This window comes from Kribbella lupini (genome assembly GCF_039529595.1).
Taxonomy (GTDB): Bacteria; Actinomycetota; Actinomycetes; order Propionibacteriales; family Kribbellaceae; genus Kribbella; species Kribbella lupini.
Genome location: NZ_BAAANC010000002.1, coordinates 1945015 through 1960307, shown reverse-complemented (window position 1 = coordinate 1960307; position 15293 = coordinate 1945015). Strand labels below are relative to the sequence as shown.

Sequence of the window (15293 nt, the reverse complement as noted above, 5' to 3'; positions counted from 1 at the left end):
CACCCCGACTCACGTCGAGGTGTCGATGGGCGGGGCTCCGATTCTCGAGGAGGACGACCATGTGGAGTGCTGATCCGGCGCGGTCCGTCGACGGCGGCGGCGTGCTGCCGTGGGTCGAGCCGCGGAAGACGCGGATCGGACTGGTCGCGGGTGGGCTCGGTGCGTACTGGCCGCAGTTCCCGGAGCTGCTGCCGCAGTTGCAGGCGTCGGCACGGCGGGTCGCCGAACGGTTCGGCGAGTTCGACTGCGAGGTCGTCGACGTCGGGTTCATCTCCGACGCGCAGGAAGGGGCCGCGGCGGCGGAGAAGCTGCGGCTGGCCGACTGCGACCTGATCGTCGGGTTCCTCACGACGTACATGACCGCGTCGATGCTGGTGCCGGTCGCGCAGCGGTCCGGTGCGCCGGTGCTGCTGCTGAACCTGCAGCCCACCGAGGCGATGGATCACGCGTCGTTCGACACCGGGGCCTGGCTCGCGTACTGCGGCGCCTGCCCGCTGCCGGAGATGGCGAACGCGTTCGAGCGGTGCGGCATCGACTTCCGGTCGGTCTCGGGGTACCTCGAGGACGAGCGGGCGTGGGCCAGGATCCACCGGTGGCTGAAGGCGGCCGGCGTCCGGGCCGCGTTCCGGCACGGGCGGCACGGCCTGCTCGGGCATCTGTACCCCGGGATGATGGACGTGATCACCGACCCGACCCTGGTCTCCGCGCAGCTCGGCGGGCACGTCGAGATCCTGGAGATCGACGACCTGCGGGTCCGGGTCGAGAAGGTGACCGCGGCCGAGACCGAGGCGCGGATGAAGGTCGCGCAAGACGTGTTCACGCTGGACGACTCGGTGGTCGAGGACGACTTCCGCTGGGGCGCGACGGTCTCGGTGGCCCTGGACCGGCTGGTCGAGGACTTCCAGCTCGACACCCTGGCGTACTACCACCGCGGACTCGACGGCGAGACCCACGAACGGGTCGCGGCCGGGATGATCCTCGGCGCATCGTTGCTCACAGCAAGGGGTGTGCCCGCGGCCGGGGAGTACGAGCTGCGGACCTCGCTGGCCATGCTGATGATGGACAAGCTCGGCGCCGGTGGTTCGTTCACCGAGCTGCAGGCGTTGAACTTCCACGACAACGTGGTCGAGATGGGGCACGACGGCCCGGCCCACCTCGCAATCAGCTCCGCCAAACCGCTGCTGCGTGGGCTGGGCGTCTACCACGGCAAACGCGGTTGGGGTGTGTCGGTCGAGTTCGACGTCGCGCATGGTCCGGTGACCGCGCTCGGCCTCGGTCAGCTCCGCGACGGCACGTTCAAACTGATCGCCTCCGAAGGCGAGGTCGTCCCTGGCCCACTGCTCCAGATCGGCAACACCACGAGCCGCGTCGACTTCGGCTGCGACCCCGGCGAGTGGACCGACGCCTGGTCAGCCTCCGGCGTAGCCCACCACTGGGCCCTCGGCACCGGCCACCAGGTCGCGGACCTCAAGGCAGTCTCCAGCCTGCTGCATCTGCCCTTGGAGGTCATCAACCCAGCCTGAGCTGAACCGCCGGACCTGTACGACCACTCCAGAAGGAGCTTCGCCCCATGACTCTTCGGTTGGCCGCGGTGGACCTCGGCGCGTCCAGTGGACGCGTCATGGTCGGCGACGTCGCGCCCGGAAAGCTGGAGCTGACCGAGGTCCACCGCTTCTGGAACGGCCCGGTCGAGATCCAGGGCACCCTGCACTGGGACATCCTGCACCTCTACCGCGAGACCCTCGTCGGCCTCGCCAAGGCCGCCGCCGGCGGCCCGATCGACGGCATCGGCATCGACTCCTGGGCCGTCGACTACGGCCTGCTCGACAGCGACGGCCGCCTGATCGGCAACCCGATCCACTACCGGGACTCCAGGACCGACGGCGTGATGGACAAGGTCCTCCGCACCATCCCCGCCGAAGACCTGTACGCCGTCACCGGCCTCCAGCAGCTCCCCTTCAACACCATCTACCAGCTGGTCGCCGAACAGTCCCTCGACCGAGCCCACCAGCTCCTCCTCATCCCCGACCTCCTCGCCTACTGGCTCACCGGCAACCCCGGCGCCGAAGCCACCAACGCCTCCACCACCCAGCTGTACGACGTCCGCACCCGCACCTGGAGCGCGGCCCTAGCCGACCGAGTAGGCATCCCCACAACCCTTCTTCCCACCCTCCGAGAACCCGGCCACCTCATCGGGCCCCTCCTCCCCGAAGTAGCCGAGCAGATAGGCCTAGCCCCAAACCCCACGCCAGCGACCACCACAGAGCCCCCCGGCACTGCGGCCACCGCGGACGCCGCAGCCACTGCCGACACCAGCCACGTGCACGCCGCCGCCGACGCCGCGGGCGCTAGCACCCCGGCCATTGCCGACAGCGGCCACGTGCACGCCGACGCCACGGGCGCTGGCACCCCGGCTACTAGTACTCCATCCACCGCTGCGGCCACCGGTGGTGCGGCAGTTGAGGGCGACAGGCTGCGGGTTCCGGTGATTGCCGTGGGTTCACACGACACCGCGTCGTCTGTGGTTGCTGTGCCTGCTGCTGACGGCGAGAACTTCGCCTACATCTCCTCAGGGACGTGGTCTTTGGCTGGGCTGGAGCTGCCCGAGCCGGTGCTGACCGAGGAGGCTCGCCGGGCGAACTTCACCAACGAAGGTGGGGTCGACGGGCGGACGCGGTTCCTGAAGAACGTGATGGGGCTGTGGATCCTGCAGGAGTGCCTGCGGATCTGGGGGACCGACGAGCTCGTCGAGCTGCTCGAGCAGGCTGCTGACGAGCCGGCGTTCGGCGTACTGATCGATCCGGACGATCCGGTGTTCCTTGCGCCGGGCAACATGCCGGCGCGGATCGACGAGTTCTGCGCACGGACCGGTCAGGAGAAGCCGGCGACGCGCGCTGCGACCGTGCGCTGCATCCTGGAGAGTCTCGCGCTGGCCTACCGGCGGACCCTGCGTAGCGCGCGGGAGATCGCCGGTCGCGAGATCGACGTGGTGCACGTGATCGGTGGAGGCTCGCAGAACGAGTTGCTCTGCCAGTTGACCGCGGACGCCTGCGGAGTACCGGTGCTCGCCGGTCCCGTCGAGGCGTCCGCGCTGGGCAACGTGCTGGTCCAGGCACGCGCCCTGGGGGAACCGTTGCCGGACCTGGGCGCGATGCGCGCGCTGGTCCGTGCGACCCATCGTCTGCGGCGGTATGCGCCGCAGGGTAGACCGGCCGACTGGGACGCCGCCGAGTCCCGGGTGTTCGGAACCAGGTGATCCGATGACCGCCCTGCACAACGAGACCCTCACCCACCCGGATCTGAGGGACCACAACCTGCTGCCGCCCAACGACCTCAACCAACTGCTCCCGCGCGGACTGAGCTACGAAGACCTGCGGCTGTTCCGCCTGATCGCAACCGGCCTACCGATCGAGGCGGTCGCACGTCGCCTCGACCTGTCCGAACGAACCGTCCGCCGCCGAACCCGCGCCGCCTGCGACCGCCTGGGCTTCGGCACCGCCATCGAAGCCATCGTCTGGGCGGCCCACCGCGGCCTCCTCTGACCCACCGCAGTGCCCAGCTGTCCGAGGCGCCGCGACCATCGCACCACGTACGACGTACTTCACCTCCCCTGTAGATCGCCCCGTCTCTGTGAGGAGTTCGCCCATGTCGTTCCGCTCTCGGCTCGGCCCTCTGGTGGCTGCCGTGCTGTTGCTGACCCCGCTGGTCCCCGCGACCGGCTCACCGCCCGACCCGAAAGGCGTCGCCATCCAGGTCCTGAACCTGAAGACCAACAACCTCACCAACCCACTCGGCGTCCCCGGGACACCACCACGCCTCAGTTGGCAGCTCGACGGCCAGCGCCGCGGCATCACTCAGAGCCGGTACGAGATCCACGTCGCGAAGCAGTCAGCCACCAAGTCGGACACCGTCTGGGACAGCGGTGTGGTCCGATCAGCCCAGTCCATCGAGGTTCCATACGGCGGACCGGCGCTGACCGCCTACACGGCGTACCGCTGGACCGTTCGCGTCTGGGACGACCAGGGCCGCGCCTCCGCCTGGTCTCCGACCGCGACGTTCGAGACCGGCCCTCTGCAGCCCGCGGACTGGCAAGGGGACTGGATCGGCGCGGACAACCAGCCGGGTGCTGAGTGGACCGACACGACGATCGACGCGGACGTGACCCTGGTGAAGGACGCTCTCGGCGTCTTCTTCCGCGGCCGCGGCGGCATCGGCTACATGTGGCAGCTCAACCAGCTCACCCCCGACAAGCCACTCCTCCGCCCGCACGTCCGGCAACCTGGCGGCGGATACGTGCTGCTGGGCGAGATCCCGCTCCCCGCAGGGACCGATCTCAAGCAGCAACACCACCTCCGCATCACCAGCGCCGGCCAGACCATCACCACCTGGCTCGACGAGGTACAGATCGACACCCGCGAGCGCTCCGATCACAACGCCCCCGGCGTGGTCGGCTTCCGCACGAACGGCGAGGAGGACGGCGTCGTCCACAGCCTCAAGGTGACCGGAACCGGCGGCGAGGTGCTCGTCGACACCGAGTTCCCGACGGGCGACCAGACCTTCCCGGACGGGACCATCCGCCCGCAAGGCGGTCTGCAGGTCAAGGGCAACACCGACCTCTGGCTGCCCGGCAAGCCGCTCCCGGTGTTCCAGAAGCAGATCTCCTTGCCCAAGGCAAAGAAGATTCAGTCGGCACGCATCCATGCGGCAGCGCAGGGCATCTACGAGCTCAACCTCAACGGCCGCAAGGTCGGCGACCAGGAGCTGGCTCCGGGCTGGACCGACTACGCCCGCCGGATCCAGTCGCAGAGCTACGACGTCACCAAGCTGCTGAAGTCCGGCGCCAACACGTTCGGCGCCGAGGTCGCCCCGGGCTGGTACGCGGGCAACCTGGCGATGTTCGGTGCGAGCAAGTACGGCAGCGACGCCGCGTTCATCGCGCAGCTCCGAGTCACCTACACCGACGGTTCGAGCGACGTCTTCGCGACCGACGCCAGCTGGCAGACCGCGCCCGGCGCCGTACGGGTGGCCGATCTGCTGAACGGGGAGAGTCGCGACGCACGGCGTACGCCGTACGAGTGGACGCCGGTCCAGGTCCGGCCGAGTGCGACGAGCAAGCTGGTTCCGCAGACGGACCAACCGGTGCGGGTCACGCAGTTGCTGAAGGCAAAGACGATCCCGTCGCCGACGGCCGGGGTGTACCTGTACGACCTCGGGCAGAACATGGTCGGCGTCTCTCGGCTGACGCTGCGCGGATCGCCGGGACAGACGGTCAAGATCCGGTACGGCGAGGTGCTTAACCCGGACGGCACGCTCTACACCGACAACCTGAGGTCGGCGAAGGCGACGGATCACTACACGTTCGCGACCAACCGGTTGGAGACCTACCAGCCGCGCTTCACCTTCCACGGTTTCCGGTACGTCGAGGTCAGCGGTCTCGCGACAGCTCCGCCGGCGAGCGCGATCGTCGGGGTCGTCCTGGGGACGGACGGCGAGCAGACCAACGAGTTCCGGACCAACTCCGCGCTGGTGAACCAGCTGCACAGCAACATCGTCTGGGGACAGCGCGGCAACTTCCTCTCGATCCCGACGGACACGCCCGCGCGCGACGAGCGGATGGGCTGGACCGGCGACATCAACGTGTTCGCGCGGACCGCCGTCTACAACCTCGACTCGCAGGCCTTCCTGACGAAGTGGCTGCAGGATCTGCGGGACACCCAGCGCGCTGACGGCGCGTACGCGAGTGTCGCGCCGACCGTGCCGAACGCGTTCGACGGCGGCATGGGCAACGCGGGCTGGGCCGACGCCGGTGTCAACGTGCCGTGGACGCTGTGGCAGGCGTACGGCGACACGTCGGTGATCCGGCAGCACTACGACTCCATGGCTCGGTACGTCGACTACCTGGTCGCCAGCTCGAACGAGCTGATCCGAGGCGGTGGCGATTACGGCGACTGGCTGAACCTCGACGATCCGACGCCGGGCGAGCTGATCGGGACGTCGTTCGTCGCGAAGGGCGCTCGTCAGCTGAGCCAGATGGCGGCGGCGATCGGGAAGACGGCCGACGCGGCGAAGTACCAGCAGGTGTACGAGGACGTGCGGACGGCGTTCGCCGGCCGGTTCGTCGCGGCGGACGGGAAGGTCGGGTCGGACAGTCAGACCGGGTACATCCTGGCGTTCACGAGCGACCTCGTACCGGCCGATCGGATCGCGGCGGCGGGGGAGCACTTCGCGGCGGCGATCCAGCGGCGGGACACGCATCTGTCGACCGGGTTCCTCGGCGTTGACGGACTGCTGCCGGTCCTGACGAAGATCGGGCGCTCGGATCTGGCGTACCAGCTGCTGCAGAACACGTCGTACCCGTCGTGGGGCTACGAGATCGGCAAGGGCGCGACGACGATCTGGGAGCGGTGGAACTCGATCAACCCGGACGGGACGTTCAACGACGTGGGGATGAACTCGTTCAACCACTACGCGTACGGCGCCGTCGGGGAGTGGATGTACCGGACGCTGGCCGGTGTGTCGGCGGCGGAGCCCGGCTACCGCAAGGTGCTGATCGCGCCGACGCCCGGGGACGGGATCACGTCGGCGGAGCTCGAGCACCAGACGCCGGACGGCGTGGTCGGGAGTCGATGGAAGCAGGAGTCCGATGGGCGATTCACGCTCGACGTACGGATCCCGGCCAACACGACGGCGACCGTCAAGCTGCCTGGATCGGCGGATCGGGTGACGGAAAGCGGTCGCGGCCTTCGGCAGGTTGAGGGCGTCAGGGAGGTGATGGACGGGGGCGGTACGACGGTGACTGTCGCGTCGGGCAGCTACCGGTTCAGCGTCCGTCCCTGAGCCGGCCACGAACCTCGGCTCGCCCGTCGGGAGCCCGTTCGTCGGTGCGGGTCGCATCCAGGACGTCGCGACGGCCGGGCCCTCGGCGCCCGGCGTGTTAGTGCTGGGTGCGGCCCGGGTACCGGTGACGGCGGATATCGAGCCGAGGAGGACAGATGGACGGAATGACCGTCCTGTGGATCGTCGTGGGCCTGGCCGCCGTGGTGATCGTGCTCGCGCTGCTCGCCGGTGCCGCCAAGAACTCGAAGCGGCGCCACAACGAACAGCTCGCGCAGGAACACGAACAGCAGGCCGAGGTCGCGGCAGCCCACGCGAACAAGCAACAGGCCGCAGCCGACGAGGTCGACGCCCGGGCCCGCGAGGCCCAGGCCGGGCGGAGTGACGGTCGTGCACGGGACGGCATCGCGCAGGACGGCGTCGTGCGAGACGGTGCCACGCGGAATGCCGACGCGCGGGACACCTCTCCGGACACGGCGAGCTGGGGTACCGACGCAGGCCGTGCTCGGGAGGCTGAGCGGAACCGGGTGGAGACCCGGTCGACGCCTGACACAGCCGATCAGCCCATGCTCGGTGCCACCGATGACCAGGTCGAGCCCGGTGCTGTCGCCCATTCAGCGGACGGCGGCGGCCCGGCAGTTTCCGGCGCGGACGGATCGGGTCGGCGGGACGGGCGTCTTGGGGCTGTGGATTCGCAGCGGGACGTTGTTCAGGTCGACGAGCAAGGTGACGGGTGTCCTGCTGACATGAATTCCGAGCAGTTCGGTGGTACGCCGGACGGCATGCGTGCGGAAGCTGCTGGGTCGGAGCAAAGTCCCAAGCACGCGGCACCGCCCCGCTGAGTTGCCTGCTGGTCGTCGACGGGCGACCGGCAGCGGATGAGACATCGGTCCCGCTGGAACTGGTCCACACGGGGGTCGACCGGAAGCGAACCCCAAGCTCCCGCGGGGCCGGTGCACGCCTGGGCGGGTGGAAGGCTAGTCGGCTGGTGCGGTGCGGGTAGGTGTGTGGCCGGCAGCGGACGGGCGCGGCGGGCTTGCCGGGTGAAGGCGGCGCGGCTCAGGGTGCGGACTGCGGAGGTGCCCGCGTGGCGACGCCGGGCAGCTGAAAGCGCCGGCTGTGTAGGCGTGCTGTGAGTGTGGGGCGCGGAGCGGGCGAGGCGGGGGATCCCGGCTGAGGCCGTGGACAGGTGTGGCCCGGCGGGCTCAGTTGGTGCGGAGGCGGTAGCCCATGCCTCGGATGGTTTGGATGCGGTCGGGGCCGAGCTTCTTGCGGAGGTAGCGGATGTAGACGTCGACGACGTTGGAGCCGGGGTCGAAGTCGAAGCCCCAGACCTGGGAGAGGAGTTGTTCGCGGGAGAGGACCTGGTCGGGGTGGCGGCAGAAGACTTCGGCGAGGAGGAACTCGCGGGCGGTGAGGTCGATGGTGTTGCCGTCGATGGAAGCGCGGCGGGTGCGGAGGTCGAGGCTGAGGTCGCCGACCTGGAGGATGGTCGCGTCCGCCGTACCGGAGCCGTCGCTGCGGAGGCGGAGGCGGACGCGGGCCAGGAGTTCCTCGAAGGCGAACGGTTTGGCGATGTAGTCGTCGGCGCCGCTTTCGAGGCCGGCGACGGTGTCGCGGACGCTGTCGCGGGCGGTCAGGATGACGACCGGCATGCTCACCCGCGCCTCGCGGAGGCGGCGCAGGACGGTGAAGCCGTCGACCTTCGGCAGGCCGATGTCGAGCAGCAGCAGGTCGTACGCGCCGCTGACGGCTTCCTGGTACGCCGATTCGCCGTCGGCGACGACGGTGGTGATGAAGCCGTTGCTGCGCAGGCCGCGTTCGACGAAGGAGGCGATCCGGTCCTCGTCCTCGGCGATCAGGATCCGGTTCGTCATGAGTTCCCCTCGGTCGGTGTCAACGGCAGCACGAGCTCGAACCGTGCACCAGGGTGGTCGTCATCGGCGAGCAGTACGTCGCCGCCGTGGGCCTGCGCGATCGAACGCACGATCGCCAACCCCAGCCCCGCGCCGTCGGTGCGGACCTGATCGTTGCCTCGGGCAAATCTCTCGAAGATCCGCTCGCGGTCCCCGGGCGCCACTCCCTCGCCGGAGTCGGCGACCCACAGGTGGACATGAGCACCCCCAGGGCAGTCGGTGCGGCAGGTGCGCTCCGAGCCGGCCCCAGAGCGGGGCGCCGAGCCAGGCCCGGAGCTGCCCCCAGGATCAGAGTGAGCCGCACCCGGCTCTTGCACCCGCGAACCCAGGGCGATCCGGTCGTCTGAAGTCGTATGGCGCACAGCATTGGAGGCCAGCTGCATCAGCGCCTGAGTAAGGCGCTGCCCGTCCGCGACCATCGTCGTGTCGGCGGTTTCGTCAACACGCCACGCACGATCGGCCAACGGGCGAGCCTTGGCGACCACTTCGACGACGAGTTCGGTCAGGTTGACCTCCTCCAGCTTCAGGAAGTCCGGCCGCCCGCTCTTCGCGAGTACCAGCAGATCGTCGACCATGCGGTTCATCCTGGCCAGTTCGTCCAGCACCAGCGCCCGGGTCTCCTCGCGATCGACCGGGTCGTCGCTCATCAGCTCCAGGTGCCCGCGGATCACCGTGATCGGCGTCCGCAGCTCGTGCCCGGCGTTGTCGACGAACTCGCGTTGCGCGACGAACGCGGTCTCCAACCGGTCCAGCATCGTGTTGAAGGTGCGGGCCAGTTGCGCCACATCATCGTTGCCCACGACATCGATTCTGCGGCGCAGGTCGGACTCGCCGATCTGCTCGGCGGTTGTCCGTACGGCGCGAATCGGCGCGAGGACGCGCCCGGTGACGATCCAGCACGCGCCGGCCGCCATCGCGAGCGTGGCGACCCCGATCAGTGCGAGCGCCTTCGTCGCGTCCTCGAGCGGCTGCGTCATCAGGTCGCGGAACTCCAGCATCACCAACTGGGCACGCACCGGCTGCGAGCCGACCTGCACCGGGATCACGCCGTACCGCACTTTGCCGGCGGTGCTGTTCACCCACCCGTACTGCGGGGTGGTGCTGGACGAGATTCGCTGGACGAACGCGAGGTCGGTGTCGAGCCGCGCGGGTGGAGTGCCGAGGCTGCGGCGGGACGCACGGCCGTCGACGATCGTGAAGAAGGCCTCGGAGGTGTCCGGGAGATTCACCTGCAACCAGTGGTCGAGCAGCTTCTCCGGGGTGTCGAACGGAGCGGCGGTCGGCGAGCCGGCGTACGCGTGGAACTTGGTCGACTCGTGGGTCAGTTCGGCGTCGGCGGACGCGTCGGAGCGGGCCGAGAGCACCTGCCAGGTCAGGAAGACCACCGCGGCGAGGGCGAGCGCGAGCACCGCCAGCATCCACCCGATGATCCGCACCCGCGCACTGACCCCGTCGTCAGCCCACCGCCGCGTCAGGAAGACCACCGGGGCTCAGTCATCGTCGTCCAGGTCGTCGTCAATGCCGTCGTCGTCGCGGTCGTCGTCATCGCCGGCGGTCCGCGGGCTGCCCGGCGTCACCGGATCCGCCCCCGGCTTCGACGGCGTCGCGGTCGTCGGCGGCGGGACGGACGCCGACGAGCCGGCCGGTACGACGACCGTGTCCCCGAGCCCCGGCGACGAGCGGCCGGCGACGTACTGGGTCAGCGCGAATCCGGCCACTGCCAGCACCACGGCAACAGCCAGGTAGATCAGGCGTGGAGATCGCATGTTCACAGCCTGCGATCCCTCCCGAAGAACCGCATGAGCCGAACATTACAGAACTCTCATCACTACAGGCTCAGATCAGGAACCGGAACTCCGGCGACCCCGGATCGATCCGCTCGATCGTCAGCGGCGCCGCCTCCATCCGCTCCAGCAGCCCGGCCAGGTCACCCGGCCGCCCGATCTCGATCCCGACCAGTGCGACCCCGGTCTCCCGGTTGTTCCGCTTCACGTACTCGAACAGCGTGATGTCGTCGTCGATCCCGAGCACCTGGTCGAGGAACTGCCGCAGCGCGCCCGGCTCCTGCGGGAACGTCACCAGGAAGTAGTGCTTGAGCCCTTCGTGCACCAGCGACCGCTCGAGGATCTCGCCGTACCGGCTGACGTCGTTGTTCCCACCCGAGAGCAGGCAGACGACCGTCTCACCAGGCTTGACCGCGACGGCACGGCCCAGCGCAGCAGCCGACAAAGCCCCAGCAGGCTCAGCGATCAGGCCATCGGTCTGGTAGAGCTCGAGCATCTCCGAGCAGACCAGCCCCTCCGGCACCGATGTCATCTCGACCTCGGCAGCAGCCACCAGCGGCAGCGTGACAGCACCAACCCGCCGTACGGCGGCGCCGTCGACGAAGCTGTCCAGCTGCTCCAACGTCACCGGCTCACCCGCGGCCAACGCGGCAGCCATGCTCGCCGCACCAGCGGGCTCGACCCCGACGATCCGTACGCCGGGATGCCGCTCCGCCAGGTACGTCGCGACACCGGCGATGAGCCCGCCGCCACCCACCGGAACCACCAGTACGTCGGGCGCCTGGCCCAGCTGCTCGACCAGCTCGACGGCCACAGTCCCTTGCCCGGCAACGGTTCGCGGGTCGTCGAACGCCGGCACCAGCGTCGCCCCCGTCGCCGCGGCTTCGGCCAGTGCGGCCGCGGCCGCGTCGTCGTACGAGTCGCCGGTGATGATCACCTCGACCTGCGATCCGCCGAGCGCGGCGATGCGATCGCGCTTCTGGCGCGGCGTCGTCCGCGGCACGTAGACGCGGCCGTGCACGCCGAGCGCGTGGCACGAGTACGCGAGACCCTGGCCGTGGTTTCCCGCGGAGGCGCAGACGACGCCGGCCTTCTTCTCCGCGTCGGACAGCTGGGCGATCAGGTTGTAGGCCCCGCGCAGCTTGTACGAACGGCCGATCTGCAGGTCCTCGCGTTTCAGCCAGACGTCGGCGCCGGTGCGTGCGGAGAGTCGCGGGTTGCGTTGCAGGGGAGTGCGCAGCGCGACGCCGTCGAGCCGGCCGACGGCCTGCTCCACGGCGCTTGCGTCGACGATCGATCGAGCGACTGTTTCACTGCCCTGCATGACGTTCCTTCCCGTGCATCTGCACGTGATTCACCGTTTTTCCCGCAGCCCAAGACGCGCTGAGTCCACACTACGGACGAGCGGACACCGTTGGATTTCAGGTCCGTTTTTCATGCGTGAAAAGGGGTTCGGCTGGGCAGTCTAGTTCTCATACGCTCACTCGGTGTAACGGCCAGGGCTCTGGACGGGATGAGCCGAGTAAACCGGTCAACGGGGACTGGAGGGCAACGCATGGAACTGATTCCGTTCAGTCTGTGGGGAGACGCCCTGTGGTGTGGTCAGGAAGTCGTGCGGGAAGCCCCGCACGAGCAGGCGATTCGCAGCCTGTTCCCCGATCCCATCCCAGCGCGAGGAGCAGACCTGGACACCGACGCGGATCTCGTCCCGGAACCGCACAACCGCTTCGACCCGCGCTCGATCGCTGTCCGGGTGCAGGGCAAGGTGGTCGGCTACCTGCCGAGGGACGACGCGCACCGGTATCACCCGGTGCTGTCAGAACTGGTGGCGCAGGGCCTGCAACCGCAGGTCCCTTGCCACCTGTGGGTCAGTGAGTGGGAGCCGGCGGACTGGGAAGGCAAGGGCACCCAGGGCACCGAGTTCCACGCCAGTGTGGCGATCGCACTGGGCCAGCCACACATGCTGGTCCCGGTCAACCTGCCACCGCCCGGGAGCTACCACGTGCTGCCGCCCGGCAGCGGGATCGTGGTCCCGGGCAGCGAGGTGCATCCGGACGTGCTGGCACCGTTCTTCCGGCCGGAAGGCGAGTGCTGGGCGTACGGGACGATGCATGCCGTCGAGGAGGACGACGGCATCAACGACCGCCACCAGGTGGTGGTCGAGGTCCGGCTGGACGACGAACCGGTGGGCCGGCTCAGTCCGCGGCTCAGCGCGGAGTTCCTGCCGGCCATCCACTACCTCGCCGACATGCGGGCGGAGACGGCCGCCCGGGTCGCCGTACGCGGTGATCGATTCGCCTCGGAGGTGATCCTCTACGCGGCCCGGAGTCACGACCTGCCGGCCACCTGGCCGGACGGTCTGACCCGATCCCCAGTCGCTTCCCCCACCTGGCACTACTGGGCCGGCAAGGAAGCGAACTGACCGCAGACCAACGGCGGACGCGCAGTACTCACCAAGCAGTCAGGTGGTGGCGGGTGCTGCGGGCCTACCAGGGGTCAAGGGTCTGACCGACCTCCGCACACACCGTGGGGCCGCCGAACACCTCGGCGGCCCTCGCGGTGGCCTCCGCAGGACGCAGCGACGGACCGACGTGCGTCACGACCAACCGCCGTACGCCGGTACGCCGAGCAAGCGCTCCGGCCTGCTCAGGGGTGTGGTGCACCGCGGCCTCCTCGCCGGAGTCCGCCTCGCACAGCAGCAGATCCGCATCGGCGGCCAGCTCGTCGAGTGCTGGGCAGGGCGCGCAGTCCCCGGAGTACGCCAACGACCTGCCTTCGGCAGACGCCCGCAGCCCGTAGGCGTCGCAGCCGTGCTCCACTGCCCGGCTCAGCAACTCCAGCCCACCCAGCTGCACCGAGAGCCCATCGGTTAGCTCCCGCAGCTCCAGCACGTCGCTGACGAATCCGGCGTCCTCCTGCTCGAAGAACCCGGCCAGGCGCTTCCCCAACGCAGCAGGCGCGTAGACCGGCAACGGCCGAGCCAGTGGCGGCAGCAGCCCGTACGCCAAGGCGTAGTAGGCGTTGAGCAGGTCGCCGACGTGGTCCAGATGCAGGTGGGAGATCCAGACCGCGTCGAGCTGGTCGAGCGTCGTGTAGCGGAGCAGCTCAGCCAGTGAGCCAGGGCCGGTGTCCATCCAGACCTGGGCGCCCCCACCCTGCACGAGGTAGCCCGAGCAGGGCCGATCCGGCAGGGGATAAGGGGCCGCGGTGCCGAGAACGGTGAGGGCGGTCATTGCCGGCCGCCGTGAGTGCTCAGAGCTTGCTGCCGATCAGTTGGTAGATGTCGTCGTGCGCGCCCGGCAGGTCGTCGTGGCCGAGGTCCGGGTAGGTCCGGATCTCCTTCACGCCGGTGAGCTTGTTGTAGATCGCGTACTGCGTGGAGGGCGGGCAGACCTGGTCCTCGAGGCCGGTGAACAGGGTGACCTCGGCCTGGATCCGCGGCGCCAGGTTCTGGACGTCGATGTAGCCGAGGGTCGTGAAGACCTCCTGCTCGCGCAGGTGCCGCGGGTCGCGCTTCTTGAACCAGGTGGTGATCTCGTCGTACGGGCCGCGCTCCAGGTTGAGCTCCCAGGCGCGCTGGTAGTCGGTGAGGAACGGGTACACGCTGGCGGCGTACTTGATCTCCGGCGTCAGCGCGGCGCAGACCAGCGTCAGACCGCCGCCCTGGCTCCAGCCGGTCGCGGCGACGCGCGAGGCGTCGACGTCGGGCAGCGCGCGGATGAGGTCGGCCAGCCGGCGGGTGTCGAGGAAGACGTGCTTGTAGAGCAGGCTGTCCGGTCCGCCGTCGAGCCCGTGGACCAGGTGGTTGTGCAGGCTGAAGCTGTTCGGCTCCTGGGACTCGGTGCGGAAGCCGACCTGCTCACGCACGTCCAGCGCCGCGACGGTGAACCCACGGGCGGCGTACGGCAGCAGGTCGACCCAGCGCGGCTGCTCGCCGCCGTACCCGTGAAACATCAGGACGGCCGGACCGGTCGGCTGCTGCGGGCGGATCACCTTGGCGTGCACGCGGTAGCCGCCGGTGCCGTTGAAGTACAGGTGCTGCGCGGTCGCCGTGGTCAGCGGGAAGTCCGTCGCGTCGACGAACGACTCCTCGGCGTCGGTCCCGGCCAGCTCGGCCAGCGCCTTCTCCCAGAACTGGTCGAAGTCGTCCGGGCGCGGGTTGGTGCCCTGGTAGACGCTCAGTTCCTCGGCAGACAGCTCGAACGACAGCACGGGCGACTCCTTCGCTCAGATCCGGACAAAATCCACCACGGATCATTCTGCGCGATCGGCGTCCTCACCGGCAGTGCCGTCCCAGATGGTGTAGCCGTGCGCGGAGTTCAGCCGGTCCCGCAGATCCGTCGCGAGCTTCTCGTCCTGCCCCGGCGGCAGCCAGGAAACCGGGATCAGGATCGAGCTGTCCTGGTGCTTGGTCCGCAGTACGACGGCCTCGCCGTGCGTGGTCTCGACCCGGCCGACCTCGGTGATGTCGGTCCAGTCGGTCTTCACGCCGCGGACCTCGATCTGCTCCTTGCCGAGCTTCAGCAGCACCGGCGGCCGGAGCAGGATCCACAGCCCGGCCAGCGCGACCAGCCCGCCGAGTACCAGGAACACACCCACCACCGCGTCCGGCAGCCCGACCGCCCACGCGATCGCGGCCAGGCCGAGCAGGATCAAGCCGGCGGCCAGGACTCCGAGGAACCGTCCTGCCCGCATCCGGTACGTCGTACGCATCACGCCAGGATCTCACCCGGTACGGCGCGGCCGGCGCAGCGGGTCG

13 protein-coding genes are annotated in these 15293 nt (G+C 69.3%); 6 read left to right on the top strand and 7 right to left on the bottom strand.

Going from position 1 to position 15293, the window contains the following annotated elements; genetic code table 11:
• The first annotated feature begins 59 nt into the window (after positions 1 to 59).
• From ABD235_RS22595 to ABD235_RS22575, 5 genes are all read left to right on the top strand, one after another.
• The gene (locus tag ABD235_RS22595; protein WP_344177185.1) at positions 60 to 1523 is read left to right on the top strand and encodes an L-fucose/L-arabinose isomerase family protein; all 1464 of its coding nucleotides are present in this window, start codon (positions 60 to 62) and stop codon (positions 1521 to 1523) included.
• 47 nt (positions 1524 to 1570) lie between these two features.
• Positions 1571 to 3256, top strand: a complete 1686-nt coding sequence (locus tag ABD235_RS22590) for a rhamnulokinase (protein WP_344177183.1) — start codon at positions 1571 to 1573, stop codon at positions 3254 to 3256.
• A 4-nt stretch (positions 3257 to 3260) separates the two neighbouring features.
• Positions 3261 to 3542 (top strand): helix-turn-helix domain-containing protein, encoded by a 282-nt coding sequence (locus ABD235_RS22585; protein WP_344177181.1) that lies wholly within the window; start codon positions 3261 to 3263, stop codon positions 3540 to 3542.
• Positions 3543 to 3645: 103 nt separating this feature from the next.
• Entirely contained in the window at positions 3646 to 6837 is a 3192-nt protein-coding gene (locus ABD235_RS22580; RefSeq protein WP_344177177.1) for a family 78 glycoside hydrolase catalytic domain, read from the top strand.
• Positions 6838 to 7001: 164 nt separating this feature from the next.
• Positions 7002 to 7676, top strand: coding sequence for a hypothetical protein (locus tag ABD235_RS22575; RefSeq protein ID WP_344177175.1), 675 nt, complete (start codon positions 7002 to 7004; stop codon positions 7674 to 7676).
• Positions 7677 to 8039: 363 nt separating this feature from the next.
• On the opposite strand, the gene ABD235_RS22570 is transcribed toward ABD235_RS22575, so the two are convergent.
• The 4 genes from ABD235_RS22570 to ilvA form a co-directional block, all read right to left on the bottom strand.
• Positions 8040 to 8711: a response regulator transcription factor gene (locus ABD235_RS22570; protein ID WP_344177172.1), complete on the bottom strand. Its 672-nt coding sequence runs from the start codon at positions 8709 to 8711 to the stop codon at positions 8040 to 8042.
• Positions 8708 to 10234 (bottom strand): sensor histidine kinase, encoded by a 1527-nt coding sequence (locus ABD235_RS22565; RefSeq protein ID WP_344177170.1) that lies wholly within the window; start codon positions 10232 to 10234, stop codon positions 8708 to 8710. The genes ABD235_RS22570 and ABD235_RS22565 overlap by 4 nt, the downstream gene beginning before the upstream one ends.
• Positions 10235 to 10240: 6 nt before the next feature.
• Complete coding sequence (locus tag ABD235_RS22560; RefSeq protein WP_344177168.1) at positions 10241 to 10516, bottom strand: hypothetical protein; 276 nt, start codon at positions 10514 to 10516, stop codon at positions 10241 to 10243.
• A 70-nt stretch (positions 10517 to 10586) separates the two neighbouring features.
• A complete protein-coding gene (gene ilvA / locus ABD235_RS22555) occupies positions 10587 to 11858 on the bottom strand; it encodes a threonine ammonia-lyase IlvA (protein ID WP_344177166.1) in 1272 nt (423 codons plus the stop codon).
• Between the two features lie 231 nt (positions 11859 to 12089).
• On the opposite strand from ilvA, the gene ABD235_RS22550 reads away from it, so the two are divergent.
• A complete protein-coding gene (locus ABD235_RS22550) occupies positions 12090 to 12956 on the top strand; it encodes an HIRAN domain-containing protein (RefSeq protein ID WP_344177164.1) in 867 nt (288 codons plus the stop codon).
• Between the two features lie 64 nt (positions 12957 to 13020).
• Here the strand turns inward: ABD235_RS22550 and ABD235_RS22545 are convergent, their stop codons facing one another.
• The 3 genes from ABD235_RS22545 to ABD235_RS22535 are packed head-to-tail and all read right to left on the bottom strand — an operon-like array spanning position 13021 to position 15247.
• Positions 13021 to 13767: an MBL fold metallo-hydrolase gene (locus ABD235_RS22545; RefSeq protein ID WP_344177162.1), complete on the bottom strand. Its 747-nt coding sequence runs from the start codon at positions 13765 to 13767 to the stop codon at positions 13021 to 13023.
• A 19-nt stretch (positions 13768 to 13786) separates the two neighbouring features.
• A complete protein-coding gene (locus ABD235_RS22540) occupies positions 13787 to 14746 on the bottom strand; it encodes an acetylxylan esterase (RefSeq protein WP_344177160.1) in 960 nt (319 codons plus the stop codon).
• Between the two features lie 42 nt (positions 14747 to 14788).
• Positions 14789 to 15247, bottom strand: coding sequence for a hypothetical protein (locus tag ABD235_RS22535; RefSeq protein ID WP_344177158.1), 459 nt, complete (start codon positions 15245 to 15247; stop codon positions 14789 to 14791).
• Between the last annotated feature and the right edge of the window lie 46 nt (positions 15248 to 15293).